Below are 13,916 nucleotides of genomic sequence, written 5' to 3'. Positions count from 1 at the left end.
GGTGTTTTAATTGTTTATATCGATCGATTATAGATATATGATAGATTTAATCTATCGAATGATTTGAATTCGATCGATACAAACGATATGACGAACAGAAAAATAAATTGAATCCTATCAATTGATTAATGCTTTTTTTCAGCCCAGAGAGACCAACCTATGGGTAGGGCTGTCTTTGACATAAAGTTTCCACACATTGGGGATAGATATGAAATTACGGATAGTGATGCCACTGGTACTATCTGCTGCCGCACTAACAGGATGCCAGCAGCTCAACGACGGCGTGAATACAATTAATGGAGCAATCAGCTCGTCGTTGTCTTCAGTAGGTAAAGCGCTGGGGGGAACAGCCACCACTCAAAGCCTTGGCCCGGTATCATCTGTATCTGGCCTTGGTGCTGTTTGCAAAGACTATGAAGAAAATGCAATGGCAGCAGAAAAGAAATGGACAGGCAAAAGGATCTCTATCATCAATGCCACTGTTCTTGAAGTTACGAAGGGCAGAAGTGCCAGCGATATGATGACGGGAATGCCCAAAACAGCCCCTAACTATTACCTTTTATTTAAAACCTCTGATACGAGTTACTGCGGCGGTATGGTCTGGCTGGATTACTACTCTGGTATTGATGATGCAGTTCTTACCTATAAGAAAGGCCAGAAAATCAGCGTCACCGGAACTGTAAATAATTTCGAAGTCCGTGGGTTCGCTACCGTCAACAACGCCGATATGGCAGTTCGTCTGGTTGTTCTGAGAAACGGCACAATCAATCATTAATTCTGGGATAACACTATGCGTAAATTTTTACTCGTGGCGGGTCTTGCTGCTCTTGTATCGGGATGCGGTGAAAAAGGCGACTTTGAGAAAGCGATCAACGGGAAAATATCACAGTCAAAGCTGTGCTACTCCCTGCAGGACAACGACATTGTATTCAACAAAGGTTTTCCGATTAAGGTTAACCGTGGCTACCGTTCTGCCGGATACAGTGCCAGTGATGAAATCCTGAAAGGACTTGCTGAACAAGGGCTGCTCACTGTTTCGCAACAGGCAAATGGCTTTAGCAGTGTTGATGTTCTGGAAGTAACAGATAAAGGCCAAGAAGTTGAGTTTTGGGACCGTGAGAAAGGGGCCTGTGTCGGTCATCGGGAAGTTGCTGAGATAAAGGAATGGACCGAACCGGGAAACAGTAATCAGAAAGTTGTTCGCGTGTCTTATATATGGAAGCTAACGGATGTTCCTTCATGGGTGGACAAAAAAGCGTTCTCCAGCGTCAAGGGTATGAATGAACCTGAAGAAGGCATGATTAATCTTGTTAAAACCAGCAATGGCTGGAAAGCGATTTAAGGGGCTATCATGGAAAACAAAACTATTCAGTGTCCGTTTTGTCTGAAAGAAAGCCAACGCGGAGTTCACGTCTGCACTGGCTGCATGGCGACTGTTTTATATGGAGCCTACCCCGGCTGGTATGCTTTCGTAGTTATATTATTGACCTTCGGCCTGTCTATACTGATCGGAATGTCTACAGGCATGGCGGGAGCTACTATCAGCCTGCCAATCATTGCGGTTGTTGGGTTTGTCGCAGGTAAGGCAATTTTCTCTGATAATGTTGTTTTCAGACGAAGAATGTAGCACGGAAATTATTATATTATGGGCGAAAAACAATTTATCGCCCATAATACGTCTGACTAAAGACCATTTCTTGCTGATTTAATGTCCAATAAATTTATTTTATCAATTTTATCTTTGTGAATGACAATAGTAAGCTTTGCCGGAAACTTAAATCGCATCTCACTGATTCTAAATGTCCACAACATTATTTTAAGCAAATCTTCATCGCTTATATTCTTATGTTCTTTTATTCGTGTTATTCCAGAACCAAAGATAGGAACCGAAACGCTTTTTTGAGCATATATACGATTTACCTTGTCCCAGAAATTTATTAAAAAACCTAAATAGTCAGGCATGGTAAGAAACGCTCTATTTTTATCATCAAATTTTGAAAAAGCAGTTAATAGATAATCTTCATTTACGAAGATAGTTCCTAACGAATACTTTTGTTTCTTGCCTACCTTTCTTTCTTGGTTGACTTCAAGGATTTCATCTTCATCAAATTTATAATTTGAAACACGCTGGTCTAAATCAGAGATAGGACCTGATAAATGGTTGTCAATGTATAACCCATTAAGGGATTTATGAGAGATAATATTATCATCAACTTGAGTGTCAAAGTATTCATTAAAAGCTATAACCTTGAATCCGTCTTGTAGAAATAGATCCCCAGCTTTTACAGTAACAATACTTCCCTCTACATCTAAATTAACTTCCGTAAGATTATTTGATTTCAACCAAATTCCAAAATACAACAATGATAAAGTGAATAAGAATATAATCCCAAGCGTGATTTTATTTTCTGTTGGAATGTCAACAAAAATCAATAAAAGTGAAAAAATAGTGCTTATTGTTGATGTGTAGTCTGAAAATTTTTTAACTATACGCGTGTCGAAAAAGTTAACTTTTGCCATTTTTTGTGCCAGCTAGGTTGATTTTATGTTGCCTGAATGTGTTTGATATGATTTTTCATAAAAAATGTTTACCAAGTATAAAGTATAATGTATTTTTAACAAGTTGGCATCTGTTGTTTAGTGTGATATGGAGATTGTATGAGCTATCGTAATAAAACATATGTAGCGTTTGCGAGTGAAAATATAAGTTCTTATCGTCTAATGGAGGCGTGGAAAGCAAATGAGAACATTGACTTCAACTTTTTTGATGCACACGACCTTTTTATTTCAAGAGATACGAGCAAACCAGAAACGATAAAGAAAAATCTCCGTGAGCGTATGAAAAACGCTAAACAGGTTGTACTTCTTGGGAGCAGCGATGCGAAGAGAAAAGGTGGTGATGGTGACTCATTCCTTGCGCATGAAATAGATCTCATTATTGAGTTTAATCTCCCTGTGGTCATCGCAAATCTGGACGGTGATAGGAAGGTGGATCGGAATTTTATTCCTAAACCATTACTGGATGCAGACCACTATACTGTCTCTGTTTCGTTCCAGCCAAAAATTATCAAATATGCTTTAGATAACTATTGTGCGACTTATTCTTCAAGCACAAATAAAGGGCCTCATCAATATCCAGATAGCGTCTATAGTGGTTTGGATATTTAATGTGTTATTCTAATGCATTGTAAAAAACCATAGAGAACAACTTACTCTATGGTTTTTTTAATTTAAGACCAATATTGTGTTGTCTTCTAGGTTCCCGTTGGATGAAAGATTAATATTAATTTTTTTCACTATAATAGTTTATCATTTATATAATAATTGATTATACCCATGAGCCATTTCATCAATGAAATCATCAGCTATTTCAGGGAAGCCGTAGACAAATGAGTGTGTTTCCTTGATTTTAAATATATTGTAGAGATAGCTTTCATTATTATGCGAAACATGTATTGAGGGGAATGGTCTGCCCTTTATAATTTTATTAGTAAGTTCGTAATCATTGATGAGATTATATTGGTCTCCTGTTATATCAACAACAATATCATTGATTTCAAGCCAGTAGTGAGTTATCCGATCATTTTTGCCTGTGGCTGCACTTACTCCTTTAATTTCAAGGTCAGGCCATAACATCAGGAAGTGATAAGAAAGAAGCATCGAAGAAAGTTTACAACTCATAACAGGAAAACAGTCTATAACAAGGCTGGTGTTCTTTTTGTCACAGTTCTCGATCAATTTTCGAAACATTGTAGCTTCATCTTTGATTTCGTTAATCGTTAACAACATGTGTCCTTGGTAGAGTGAGTATATTAATCTAGATAATATACATAACTGACGGTGAATTAAAAAGAGTATTTTATTCTTGTTTTCTGTAGCCGGAAGGTATTAGCTTTAATGTATTTTTTCAGGATGGCATTGGTGGAGTAAGTTCCAAACTATGAACGCCCTTAGGCCATTATTTAAGGACGACTCAGAAAGAGAGAGATTAATTCCATAACTTCCAGTAAAATGAAATTTGTAGATTATTGTTGGAGAGACCGTGTTATCGTTTTGCTTATCACCTCATACGATTTTTCAGCTTGTATGTTAATAAGTTCCAACAGAGAGAGATGTAGAGAAAAAGATTTCGGGTGGCATATTAAGGGGCGCAGTTGTTATGTGTTTTCTAATACTTTCACAAATCCTCAGATTTATAATATAAGTAAAAATCAGTTGATGCTGTGAGGTTAACGTTTAAATTGGTTATTCCCCTTGAAGATTGAATCGGGATTCCGCGAAAGCATTGTATATGCTCTCGTTCGGGAATAGTGGAAATGTTGCCTGCTCAGCCGCAACTTTTAATGCAGCACAATAATGCTTATTGCCATCCCTTACTTCAATGTTTTTAAGTTTTCCATCATAAGCAAAATCCAAATGCAATATACACTTTTTACCAGACCAAGCATACCTTTGAGCAAGTTGTGATTCGATAGCATCTTTAATCGCTCTGGCCTGTTTTCCATATTCATTATTATCGGTGAAACGACCGGAGCTACAACTGCCGAGAGCTGTTGTTTTATGGCAATCAGCTGGATGAAGTGGGGCGCAGCCAGTGACAGAAACGACTAAAGCCAGTAAGGTTAATGGTTTGTTCATATGTACTATCCTGCTAACAAATATAAAAAGAAATTATATTAATGTCATTTTAGAGATCTATATACATAATACAGATGTCAAACAAATTATCATTTATTTTTTTTACAGGCAATAGTAGCATGATCCAACCAAGGATTCTCATTAACATGAATATAATTGATAGAAAATCCTGATTTAGTTATTTCTTCCTTGAGACAGTCAAGAGGTTTTAGTGTACGCCATGGTTGACCTTCATGATTGAGTTGATAGCTATCAAGGTCATAGTTATTGATATCTTCTTGCTGCTTAGGTAGGCCACACATTGTAGAAATTATTAAACTACCATCTGGTTTAATCAGACGTTTCATTTCTGCGAAGCAAGTTAATCTGTCTTCGCCAATGATGCAATGCAAGCAACTTCCATCATAAATAATATCAAAGCTTTCGGAGGGGAAATGAGAAATATTGCAAACATTATCAACATAAAAACTACCTTTCAGGTTTAATGATGAAAATCGCTCATTAGCCCATGTTATTGCTGTTGGAGATATATCGATGCCGTAAACATCATAACTTTTTTTCGCCATCAGTTGCGAAGACATCGCTGCATTGCCACAACCAAGTTCAAGAAATTTTGCAGGTGGTGCCGGGAAAAGATTTTCTTTGTTGAGCATATCAAAAATATGATTCAGTTGCTCCCACGCTCTTGCGTATCCTTCACCTGTCCAAGCATCAAGATTTTGCTGGCGCAATATCCGATATTTTTTTTCATACGTATCATCATTGTTCATTTTTTATACATTCTCTATTTGTTTAGGTAATAGTAAATGATATTTGCTGGTTACATCAAAGTTGATCGATATTCTCAGCATTTCATTTTTCGATAGTGTTTTTGAGATGTAGATCACGTAATTATATTTCTCTGTTCATAGGATAAAATGAAATTTTTACAACAAATCTTTCTATTTCCTTCAGAATCATTTTTTTTTGACTAATGTCAATGTGTTCTTATGCAAGAGATATACATTTAGTCAATGTATCATGTGAAGAGGGAGCAAGATGGATATTAATGAGCAACAAACTATAGATATCTACGAGATTGAGATCTGTGAGTTTGAGGAAGTAAAGGATATTGACCCAGTATCCAAAAGAAAGACTCTCGGATGTTGGGGCCCTAGCCCAGATGATGGATATAACCAATGTTGAAATAAAATAAATCTAATAAGAGCAATGCGACTGTTGCTCTTATTTTATATTGGATGATTATGAATTAAGATGAAAAGCGTATATGTACCTAGAAGGATAATGGATGAATATATTGTCATCAATCAATCTAATAATAAGTGCTATAATGTTAACGAGCTAGTGTTTGATGTTTTAATGTATTCAACTGAAATAAAAAGCCACAAGTTGGAAAAGAAATACGGATTTGATGACATTCAAATTCAAAGAGTATTAGATAAAATATATGGCAAGCTAAATGAATCATGATTTTTTGAAAGAAAAAGCATTACAAAGAGAATGTTTGATAACCGCAAGTATTGAGTTAACTCAGCATTGTAATTTTAAATGTCTACATTGTTATTGCCCATCGAATAAAGTTCATATGGATTATAATGATGTTATTGCATGTGTCGATAAATTATACAATATGGGAGTTTTGTATCTAACATTTACAGGTGGAGAGGCTTTTTTATATAAAAGATTTAATGAAGTATATTTATATGCAAAAAATAAAGGATTTATCATCTCGGTTATGTCAAATTTATCATACATAACGGATGTAACTAAGAATCTTCTTATTAAATATCCACCCAAAGTTATTATGGTTACGTTATATGGAACTAGTACTTACGAATACGAAAATTTCACAATAAATAAAACCGCGTTTAGAAAAGTTACTGATAATCTGTGTTTTTTACATTCTAATAATATTGATTTCATGCTGAAAGTAATTATTAGCAAAGAAACCATACCCGCAGTTTTGAAAGGCAAATTTGATGATATTGCGAGAATTTATAAAAAAGAAATCATGTATGATGCAATAATTTTCCCGCAAAAAGATTTAATGAGAGGCAAACTATCTCAAAGAGCTAGTATTGATGATATTATTAGTTTCGAACATAGTGATCCAGAAACTATAACTTTTTGGAGGAAATCGATATCTAATATGACTTCTCAAGCATGTATTAAATGTGGTGGTGGAATTAATAGCCTTTCAATAGATGCTGAAGGATATGCATCTATATGTTCTTTATATGTAGAAGATAAAATTAATTTTTTGAGTAATGATGAGAAAACTATAACAAAATATCTGAGAGATTCACATAATAAAATGCAAAGTTATTATATCAATAGCAAATGCTCTAAATGCGAGAAAAAAACCATTTGTAGATGGTGTGCTGCATATGCCAATTTAGAGCATGGGAATTCATCTAAACCAATAGATTTTATGTGTGAGTTAGCACAACGTAGAATTTCTGGGGTTACGGAGGAGCAATGAAAAACTTAACATCGGCTACAATTGAAATTATAACATCATGTAATTTTAAATGTCCGCACTGTTATCTTGATAATAAAACCTCAGCTGGACTAGGTGTGAACGAATGGAAAATCGTGATAAATAAATTAATGTTAAAAGGATGCAGGAAATTAATTATTACTGGAGGTGAGCCTCTTCTTTATAAAGACTTTATTTCATTATATACCTTCATTCACCAGCAGGGACTTGAGATTTCACTATTTACTAATGCAAGTTTAATGACTGAAAAACATTTTGAACTGTTCGGTAAATATCCACCAAGTTCTGTTTCTGTATCTATATACGGGAAAAATAATAGCGAGCTTATTGGCTTTGCTAAAAATAAAAGAGCTAACCTTGATAGGATAATGTCTAATATAGTCAGGTTAGAACAATTAGGTATTACAATGTACAAAGGGTTAACCCTATGTAAATCAATATCTGTATCTTCGACGGATCTAGCTTTCTTTTCGGAAAACAAAATTGAGATAAACACATATCTTATTCCATCATTGAATTATCAAAATAATCTAAATGAGAGATTGGAACCGAATGAAATTGTTAGGATTGAAAATGAACTTGCAATGAAAAGGATAATTAAAAGTGATAATCTAGCAATGGATAATTTAGACTATTTTAAGAAATGTTCAGGAGGATATTCGAGTCTGTTTATTGACCAGTTCGGTCGCGCATCTATTTGTGCCATATACAGAAAAAAACAATGTAATATTATAGACGGAAACATTAATGATGTATGGGCAGAGTTAAATTCTATCAGTGAACAATTACATAAGATATATTATGGCAGTAAGTGTGGTCAGTGTGTTTTAAACGCTACATGTAGGAATTGTCCTGCATATATGGTTTTAGAGCATGGCGAATATAAAAATAAATATCTCTGTGATTTAGCTAGTGCACGCATGAATTATAATTGAATATTTTTAGAATGGATTTATTTTAGATGGTGATCCTTTAGTTTACGTTGCTCAACTCGATAGAGTCAGACTTGTGTTGTTATCGAAATAAAAAATTATCTGCTTTGAATGAATTGGAAAGAGAATGAGCTTTCTTTGGAAGGCTTGTAATCATCATTGTTGAATTTTGCGAGTATTTTGGCCTGTTAATGGTGCTCATCAAATTATATGAAATCTAAACATGGTAAACATTTCATAGGGATTTTACGAGTCAAGTTATTATCCTCCCACTGGGTATGGTTTATATTCAATGATTATAAAAATCCGGTGGCTTCATTTTAGGTACTGGCTTTTTTCTGTCTGCCGTCAGTGTTGGTATGGAATCAAAATCGTTATCTGTTTGTTCAGGCTTAAGCGGTCGACTTGGGAAACGTCTGATCTCCTCTTTGGTTGGACTATAAGTGTCACTGTTAAATCTTGCTCGTCTTTCATGCTCAGCGCGTGGCACATAGATACCCTGAACCTCATCAAACACATAGTTTTCAGCTATACGCTTATCGTGCTCAGTATCTACTGAAACAGGAGCTGGCTTATTCTTGACCCAGATGAATTTCTCTCTGATAAAATCTACTACCAGTAAGGTGAAGCGCTTGAACACACCGCTCTGACGAGGTTCAACTTTCTTCCTCTTAACTTTGACTGGAGCGCGTTTAAGTGCTCTGGCTGCTGAAGAGGATGTGGTTTTCAGCGTAGTGCGTGTATGAGGTGCAGGAGCCACCAGCATAGGTTTCTGCGAGCCTGTAGATGAAGCTCTACCTGTGTTATCAGGGATAACAATTTCTTCCGGTTCAGCCAGTGCATGAACCCTAAAGCTGGCAACATCAACAACGATGTCTAATGGTAGATCTTTAAAGGCAAAGTAGGCTTCAACAGCTTCTTTTTTCAGCTCATCACGTATGGCTTGCTCTGCAGCACGTTGTTCCTGAGCGGCTACAGTGCCCCAGCGATCACGAGGGATATGAAGTATTTGATCGCGGTTCGTTTCAATAGCTTTAGCCAGCCAGATCGCTTTCTCTTCATTGGTAGCGGCAACAGTAGCCTGTTCAAGGGCTTCTTCATACTGAACTCTGATAGAACGGTGATCAACGCGTTCATCATGACCATACAGCTCAAGGAACCCATTACAGATGTTCTGCCAGCCTTTACGCCAGATATCAAGGGTTTCAGGCTTATCCCACTCACGGATCTTTTTACCAAAGCCGGTAGAGAGAACCTCACGGGTTGTTCCCATGATATGGATATGCGGGTTATGACCATTAATATCGTGGATAACAACATCGGCTATGATGCCTTGCTTGGTAAAGTGCTCAAGAACAAAAGCTGCGGTGAGTTCAATGTTCTGTTCTGGTGCTAGCTCTGCGGGGAGAGCAATTTTAAACTCTTTGGCAAGACGGGCATCTTTTCTCTTCTCTGAGGCTTCAACAGCATTCCAGAGTGTTTCACTGTCAACAATCAGGGCAGGAGGGGTATGTTCAGGTGCAAAAATCTGCGCAAAGGCAAGGTCCTTTTTATGTGCTGTTTTGCGCCCACACACTTCACCTGTTCTGTTATCGAAGAAAACTTTACGATGACGATATGCAGCAGAGTTAACCGAAGACTGACCTTCGCCTCTGCTGATGTTCTCCATTTTAAAACTGTATATCGCCATCCAAATATTCCTCAATGCCAAATGCTGCTTTTCGTTTTACGTAAGGAAAACGCTGGGGTTGACGTTGACCTTGATTTTGTTTTCGAAGGAAACGGTTTTAGCCTGCGGCAGGCAACCGTCGGTAGACCCCACGGCATTAGAGCGAAGCGATAATGCGTAAGTGGGCATTGCTTTATTTTTTATCGCCATAAATGGCTCAAAAATAACGGCAATGTAGAAGGCCTGCCTTTATTAATTAATACTAAATATATGAATGTCTGTAAAACAAACCGCCGAATTAAGCGGCGCAATCTGGATGAAAGGGCGAAGTGTTCCACGATATTACATAAATGGGGTTTTGATAGCGTCCGAAGGACAAAAAGAGTGTTAATTTATCCCGCCGTAAGGCGGGAAAAACTAAAACATAAATAAAATAGTTAAATTTAGAGATGACTTCTCCGTTATATAATTAACAGGTGAGGTTTAAAAACTAGGGTGAAAAACCGAAAGGTGAAATGAAAATCATATATAAACAAAAATAAGTAACGCGGAGAGTATCAGATATTTTAAGTTAGTAGTTGCTATCACTTGTGTTGCATAAATTACAAAGTGCGCGATTCAGGTTCTTGTTGACTGGAAATCGTGAGGATATGGCCTAAACTCAGTCTGCATCATTTCTTAAAGCAGTTTGATGCATTGGGAATGATGATCAGTTTATTAATTACATACAGCAATTATAACGAGGATAAAATGTCCGAACATCAAGTGTTATGTATCAATAAAAGCAATCGCCAGAGTGCTCATGAAAGGATAACTCATATTGGCGGTAAGAATGCTGATGGCACCAGATGGAAGCTCACACAGCAAGAGGCTATAAGCGGAATAGAATCTGGGAAATGGAGATTTTATGTTAATGCAGGAGGACACTCAGTGTGGGTGATTGTTGCTGTTAGCGCTTCTGGTAACAAATACTTGAAAACACAAAATGATGGCGAACAACCTAATAACCTTTTGAGTCTTCCTGAGTGCGCATGAGTGTTAAATAAAGGGCCTATTGGCCCTTTATTACTATTTACCACGCTTACCATTGTCACTTCTAAATATAGTTAGCTATAGAGATAATTTGAAAGTTAATTAAAAGACTTGGAGATATATAATTAAAATATTCTTCCTATACTATTGATTAATTCGTTAATTATGCTAATTGGTGTTAAGGAAATAAAGACAAGGAGGTTTTATGTATAAAAATAACGATGAAGCTATCGATCTTGAGGCAAAGCGATTACTTGATAATGGAATCTATACGGATCTGGAAAAAGCGTATAGTGAAGCAGAAAAGATAATCACAAAAGTGAGAGTTGAGTTTAAAAAGAAACAGGAAAAACAACAGTTCCGATCTCGGATTAAATCAATTAAGCGTGCACTTTCAGATGATGAGTTCAGAAGTAATGTCCCTTATAATCATAGAAATCAGTGGAGAAAAGAATGAGTGATGATGAAATAAAAAACACCTATCTGACTGGCAATGTTTTTCAGAGTGATAGAAGCAGAACGGAAATTAAGAAAACTCTTGAGCAGAAAATTGCTGGAGCACAAAATAAGTTAAATTACCTTAAAGCAAAAGAAAAAAGAGATAGCAAAAAAGAAAACACACGACAAAAAATAATTCTTGGTGCAGAGGTTGCCAAGGTTTTAAACTGTGATATTAGTGAGGTAGATAAACAATTACTATTTGGTTTGTTGTTGGAGGTTCCATCCTTACATACACATGATATCGAACGGTATAAAGTAAATGGACAAATCTACATTGAAAGAGTTCTCAAGAAATTCAGACCATAAAACCATTTCACGTCCGAACAGCTCTCCGGCTTAAAACTTGTTTTAGGCTGGGGAGCTGTTGACCAAGTCCCAGAGGGCGCGGTAGTCAATTTTTACTGCCATCCGTGGCAATAAATCACAACCAAACTCAGATGGCAAAGTCTTCAAGAACTTTACCACCTTCGAGTGCAGCAGCAATCGCTTTTGGTGTACGACCTTGACCCGTCCACGTCTTTTCATCACCATTTTCGTCAATGTACTTGTATTTAGCAGGACGAGGAGCACGAACAGCAGCCGGACGGGAAGATTTAGGATTGCCCAGCAGTTCAGATGGATCAATACCATCTTCAAGCAGTTGCGCACGAAGCGCTTCAATTTTGGCCTGACGTTCAGCATTTTGTTGCAGTGCAAGTGATTCTTCTTGGCGTCTGTCTTCAACAATAGCAGTTAATTTTTCCAGCATCTCTTCCAGTGTAGCCAGATCTGTTTCTCGTGCCTGAGCGCGAAGGGTACGGATGTTATTAAGTGTTTTAATAGCGTAAGTCATTATCTTTTATCCTGAGTGTTTAAAATCATAAGCAGGATAACATACAAAAGACGATAATGGATAAAATTACCCCGCCTAAAATTTATTGTTAAGTCTTTTTTATGGATTATATCTTAACCAACCTTGACCTCTTTTTTATTTTTGTTAATTGATATGTACGTGAAACAAAAAGGACGATGAAAATGAAAAAACAAAATAAAAAAGGGTTCTCATTACTTGAACTCATTTTGGTGCTGGGTGTTGGTAGTATGATGGCTTTTATGCGTTTTCAGGATATGAAAACTGAACAAGAAAATGTTATGGCTAAGGCTGTTGGTCAACAGATGAAGCAGATAGGTGAGGCGGTAAATGGCTATATCAATATCAGATATGACAAGCTTTCTACGCTGACGTCAAGCAGTAGTCAGTCAAGCGATCCGGGTCCCCGTACCTGTAATGGTTCAGGTTGTGAAATCACTTATCAGACACTCATTAATGAAGGGTTATTGCCAGTATCATATACCGGGGTAAATGCCCAGAAATCTTCTTATAAGATAATGTTAAAACGTTCAGGAGCTACTCCTAACTATGTGGTTAATGGCTTAATCACAACAACTTTACCTTGGAGTGAAAGCGGAAAACTTCGCTACGATTTATTAGGTAAAGCTATGCAGGAAGCGGGTATTGATAGCGGAATGACGCAATCAGCAGCTTTAGTATCAGGTCTACAGGGCGCATGGACCGAGACATCATCAGCTTTTAATAATATTACTGCAGCGGGTCTACTGGCGTATCGTGTTGGATACGATTCTTCTATGTATTCAGTGTATTTGCGTCGTGATGGCACATTACCTATGACAGGTAATTTAAACATGGGTAATCAGGACATAAATAATGCCAGAAACATAACGGCAGTGGGAATCACAACTACGGAGGCATTACGAACTAGCGGGGTAGCGGTGATAGGCACAACATTAGACGTTGGCGGTGTGGCAACATTAAACTCTGATTTGGTTGTAGCGGGTAATGGCCAAGTCAATGGAAATTTAAATTCTAATAATAGCGTATCAGGAACAACCATAACGTCCAGAGGTGAGACCTATACTAATAACTGGTTCAGAACTATGGGAGATGGGGGGATTTATTTCCAAAAATATGGTGGTGGATGGAATATGACAGATTCCAATACTATAACAGCATATAATGGTAAAAACATTCAGACTTCAGCAGGATTATATGGCGGATACGTTAAATCAACCGGGAATATAGATGCTAATGGAACAGTTAACGCTGGATATGTATGGGCATCAGGAAACCTTAATTCTAACTACGTACACTCTAACGGCAATATTGATGCAGCTGGAAAAGTTTATGGTGCTGGTGGAGTTGTGTCAGGTGGTAGAACAACAGTTGGAGAGTATCTTCATCTAAATGGAGTGGCCTATGCTGGAAATGGATGTTCTCCTAATGGTTTGCAAGGGCGAGCAGTTGATGGTTCTATATTATCTTGTACTAATGGTGTATGGAAAGAAGGAGGCGGAAGTGTAAATAGGATGTTTATTATTGTTGAAGGGAAGTGTTATGTTCCAAATAAAGATACAGGAGGTTGTACTTGTCCAAACGATCCTAATCGTCTAAAACAAATAGAAGTGTCAAGATATAAAGGAAATGAATGTAATAATGGTGGAAGTAACTGTAGAGAGCCAGACAGAAGATTATATACATGTAATTAGGTGACTGGCGGCATTACGAACAGTTTATTTCCGCTGAGGCTGATTTAGTTGCCCCATGTGTGGGAATATACATTCTTTCCAATGGTGAGTTTCCTTTAAG

16 protein-coding genes are annotated in these 13,916 nt (G+C 37.1%); 10 read left to right on the top strand and 6 right to left on the bottom strand.

What is annotated here, in order from left to right; all coding sequences use genetic code 11:
- Window positions 1-208: 208 nt before the first annotated feature.
- The 3 genes from FDW98_RS15675 to FDW98_RS15665 are packed head-to-tail and all read left to right on the top strand — an operon-like array spanning window position 209 to window position 1,627.
- Window positions 209-775, top strand: a complete 567-nt coding sequence (locus FDW98_RS15675; protein ID WP_110498430.1) for a hypothetical protein — start codon at window positions 209-211, stop codon at window positions 773-775.
- Window positions 776-790: 15 nt separating this feature from the next.
- Window positions 791-1,342, top strand: a complete 552-nt coding sequence (locus tag FDW98_RS15670) for a lipoprotein (protein WP_110498429.1) — start codon at window positions 791-793, stop codon at window positions 1,340-1,342.
- Between the two features lie 9 nt (window positions 1,343-1,351).
- Window positions 1,352-1,627, top strand: coding sequence for a hypothetical protein (locus FDW98_RS15665; RefSeq protein ID WP_060682411.1), 276 nt, complete (start codon window positions 1,352-1,354; stop codon window positions 1,625-1,627).
- A 56-nt stretch (window positions 1,628-1,683) separates the two neighbouring features.
- Here the strand turns inward: FDW98_RS15665 and FDW98_RS15660 are convergent, their stop codons facing one another.
- Window positions 1,684-2,520: a macro domain-containing protein gene (locus FDW98_RS15660; RefSeq protein ID WP_001151472.1), complete on the bottom strand. Its 837-nt coding sequence runs from the start codon at window positions 2,518-2,520 to the stop codon at window positions 1,684-1,686.
- A 138-nt stretch (window positions 2,521-2,658) separates the two neighbouring features.
- On the opposite strand from FDW98_RS15660, the gene FDW98_RS15655 reads away from it, so the two are divergent.
- A complete protein-coding gene (locus tag FDW98_RS15655) occupies window positions 2,659-3,168 on the top strand; it encodes a TIR domain-containing protein (RefSeq protein ID WP_000122167.1) in 510 nt (169 codons plus the stop codon).
- A gap of 141 nt (window positions 3,169-3,309) precedes the next feature.
- On the opposite strand, the gene FDW98_RS15650 is transcribed toward FDW98_RS15655, so the two are convergent.
- From FDW98_RS15650 to FDW98_RS15640, 3 genes are all read right to left on the bottom strand, one after another.
- Window positions 3,310-3,789 (bottom strand): hypothetical protein, encoded by a 480-nt coding sequence (locus FDW98_RS15650; protein WP_227675100.1) that lies wholly within the window; start codon window positions 3,787-3,789, stop codon window positions 3,310-3,312.
- Between the two features lie 456 nt (window positions 3,790-4,245).
- Window positions 4,246-4,638, bottom strand: coding sequence for a cell envelope integrity TolA C-terminal domain-containing protein (locus tag FDW98_RS15645; RefSeq protein WP_060682410.1), 393 nt, complete (start codon window positions 4,636-4,638; stop codon window positions 4,246-4,248).
- Between the two features lie 89 nt (window positions 4,639-4,727).
- Window positions 4,728-5,408 carry a class I SAM-dependent methyltransferase gene (locus tag FDW98_RS15640; protein WP_110498428.1) on the bottom strand — a complete coding sequence of 227 codons (681 nt, stop codon included), beginning with the start codon at window positions 5,406-5,408 and terminating at the stop codon, window positions 4,728-4,730.
- A 689-nt stretch (window positions 5,409-6,097) separates the two neighbouring features.
- Here FDW98_RS15640 and FDW98_RS15630 point away from each other — a divergent pair.
- Together FDW98_RS15630 and FDW98_RS15625 are read left to right on the top strand one after the other, a co-directional pair.
- Entirely contained in the window at window positions 6,098-7,120 is a 1,023-nt protein-coding gene (locus FDW98_RS15630) for a radical SAM protein (RefSeq protein WP_110498426.1), read from the top strand.
- Complete coding sequence (locus tag FDW98_RS15625) at window positions 7,117-8,073, top strand: radical SAM protein (protein WP_137398880.1); 957 nt, start codon at window positions 7,117-7,119, stop codon at window positions 8,071-8,073. Before FDW98_RS15630 ends, FDW98_RS15625 begins: the two co-directional genes overlap by 4 nt.
- A 286-nt stretch (window positions 8,074-8,359) precedes the next feature.
- Here FDW98_RS15625 and mobQ read toward each other — a convergent pair whose 3' ends face one another.
- Window positions 8,360-9,760, bottom strand: coding sequence for a MobQ family relaxase (gene mobQ / locus FDW98_RS15620; protein WP_137398879.1), 1,401 nt, complete (start codon window positions 9,758-9,760; stop codon window positions 8,360-8,362).
- Window positions 9,761-10,441: 681 nt separating this feature from the next.
- Here mobQ and FDW98_RS15615 point away from each other — a divergent pair.
- From FDW98_RS15615 to FDW98_RS15605, 3 genes are all read left to right on the top strand, one after another.
- Window positions 10,442-10,774 (top strand): DUF3892 domain-containing protein, encoded by a 333-nt coding sequence (locus tag FDW98_RS15615; RefSeq protein WP_223229567.1) that lies wholly within the window; start codon window positions 10,442-10,444, stop codon window positions 10,772-10,774.
- A 202-nt stretch (window positions 10,775-10,976) separates the two neighbouring features.
- Window positions 10,977-11,228: a hypothetical protein gene (locus FDW98_RS15610; protein WP_032667103.1), complete on the top strand. Its 252-nt coding sequence runs from the start codon at window positions 10,977-10,979 to the stop codon at window positions 11,226-11,228.
- Window positions 11,225-11,578, top strand: coding sequence for a conjugal transfer protein TraD (locus FDW98_RS15605; protein ID WP_032667102.1), 354 nt, complete (start codon window positions 11,225-11,227; stop codon window positions 11,576-11,578). Before FDW98_RS15610 ends, FDW98_RS15605 begins: the two co-directional genes overlap by 4 nt.
- A 127-nt stretch (window positions 11,579-11,705) precedes the next feature.
- Here the strand turns inward: FDW98_RS15605 and FDW98_RS15600 are convergent, their stop codons facing one another.
- Window positions 11,706-12,104, bottom strand: a complete 399-nt coding sequence (locus FDW98_RS15600) for an H-NS family nucleoid-associated regulatory protein (protein ID WP_032667101.1) — start codon at window positions 12,102-12,104, stop codon at window positions 11,706-11,708.
- Between the two features lie 182 nt (window positions 12,105-12,286).
- Here FDW98_RS15600 and pilV point away from each other — a divergent pair, with 182 nt between their 5' ends.
- Entirely contained in the window at window positions 12,287-13,816 is a 1,530-nt protein-coding gene (gene pilV, locus FDW98_RS15595; RefSeq protein ID WP_110498423.1) for a shufflon system plasmid conjugative transfer pilus tip adhesin PilV, read from the top strand.
- The last annotated feature ends 100 nt before the right edge of the window (window positions 13,817-13,916 follow it).

The organism is Citrobacter sp. wls711 (genome assembly GCF_005281055.1).
Lineage (GTDB): Bacteria > Pseudomonadota > Gammaproteobacteria > Enterobacterales > Enterobacteriaceae > Citrobacter > Citrobacter gillenii.
This window is presented reverse-complemented; position numbering and strand designations above follow the sequence as displayed.